Raw genomic sequence first — 1,472 nt, 5'->3', positions numbered from 1 at the left:
GATGGCCATACTCTTGTTTTAGTCGATCCTGAACAACGATTAGATCATGCAAGAACAGCTAAAGATCGAGAACTTCATGTTTATCATGATTTCGATGATTTGCTTGAAAAGCATGAGATCCCTGCAAAAAAAAAGACTTATAGCGACATCGCAGCACTTCTAAACTGCTGAGGTGTTTTACCTAGATGTCGCTTAAACATTGCACTGAACGCGCTGGGGTTGGTATACCCCAGTGACTCTGAAATTTGAGCAATAGATTCGCCATTCGCAATTTTACTCAAGGCAAGTGCAATATGCATTTGCTGTACCCATGCCCGATAAGATAGCCCCGTTTCTTTCTGGAACATACGCATTAAAGTTCTAGAACTCGCGCCAATATCATCAGCCCAATCTGTTAAATCTCTTGAATGGTTAGGCGTATGTAATAACTCTTGGCAAATTTTTAAGAGTCTTTTGTCTCTCGGCCAAGGAATCTGGATGGGCAACAAATTGGCCCGATGTATTTCTTCAAAGATCAAAATTTGTAAAGAACGGGAAAGCTCTTGAGAGGTTGCTGTATTTGGAGTTTCCTCTCGTTCAATTTCATTTAAACGTATTAAAAGCTCATGCAACAGGTTGCTTACTCGAATAATAAAGCAATGTTGTCCCATTAGTGCGGCTGCATTTACTTCAACCAACGCCGTATTTAACTTCACGTGACTCAGTGAAATCACACTGTGCTCTACATTTGCCGGAATCCATAACGCACACATGGGCGGCACAATCCAGACATGATTAGGTGTAAACACCTGAATGTTGCCAGTGGACGCATATAAAAACTGAGCACGTGTATGCGTGTGGGTAGGCGTGATTTCTCGGTAAGAATGTTCAGAAGAGAGTCCAATTACTAGTTCAGACAAATCGGACTGAATAAGAGAATCGGACATAAACTATCCTAAAAGTTGTCACTTATACAATGATTATTGGAAGATAACTTTATAAGCGACAATTTACAATAAGCATCTCATTTAAAAATATTGGAGTTTTTCAGGTATGACGTCTTCAATACAATTGAAAGATGGTATTGCCAATACCGTTGCAAATGATCAGTCTCAAGGAATGATTATTAAAATTGTAGGCGCCGTGGCGGTTGCACATTTACTGAACGATTTAATTCAGGCAGTGCTACCAGCCATCTATCCAATGCTAAAAGCAAACTTTTCGCTGAGTTTTGCGGAGGTTGGCCTGATTTCGTTTGTATATCAAATTACAGGTTCGCTGCTACAGCCTTGGATTGGACTTTATACCGATAAACATCCAAAACCGTATCTTCTCCCACTTGGAATGGTCGTCACATTCTGCGGCATTATCTTGTTGGCATTTTCACCAAGTTTTGCTGTGTTGTTATGTGCATCTGCACTGATTGGGGTAGGGTCTGCCACCTTTCACCCAGAAGCTTCGCGTGTGGCGCGTATGGCATCGGGTGGGCGCTT

The 1,472-nt window shown here is 41.5% G+C and carries 2 protein-coding genes and 1 pseudogene; 2 read left to right on the top strand and 1 reads right to left on the bottom strand.

Annotated features, from left to right (window positions below; translation table 11 throughout):
- Positions 1 to 171, top strand: a pseudogene (locus C1642_RS11855) (glutaminase); the annotation flags it as partial.
- Here C1642_RS11855 and C1642_RS11850 read toward each other — a convergent pair.
- Positions 138 to 926: an AraC family transcriptional regulator gene (locus C1642_RS11850; protein ID WP_103236371.1), complete on the bottom strand. Its 789-nt coding sequence runs from the start codon at positions 924 to 926 to the stop codon at positions 138 to 140. The pseudogene C1642_RS11855 and the gene C1642_RS11850 sit on opposite strands and share 34 nt — an antisense overlap.
- A gap of 106 nt (positions 927 to 1,032) precedes the next feature.
- On the opposite strand from C1642_RS11850, the gene C1642_RS19230 reads away from it, so the two are divergent.
- A partial coding sequence (locus C1642_RS19230) for an MFS transporter (protein ID WP_228153850.1) occupies positions 1,033 to 1,472 on the top strand: 440 nt, incomplete at its 3' end.

Origin of the sequence: Acinetobacter sp. AKBS16 (assembly GCF_002899995.1) — a bacterium.
GTDB classification, from domain to species: Bacteria; Pseudomonadota; Gammaproteobacteria; order Pseudomonadales; family Moraxellaceae; genus Acinetobacter; species Acinetobacter baumannii.
This window is presented reverse-complemented; position numbering and strand designations above follow the sequence as displayed.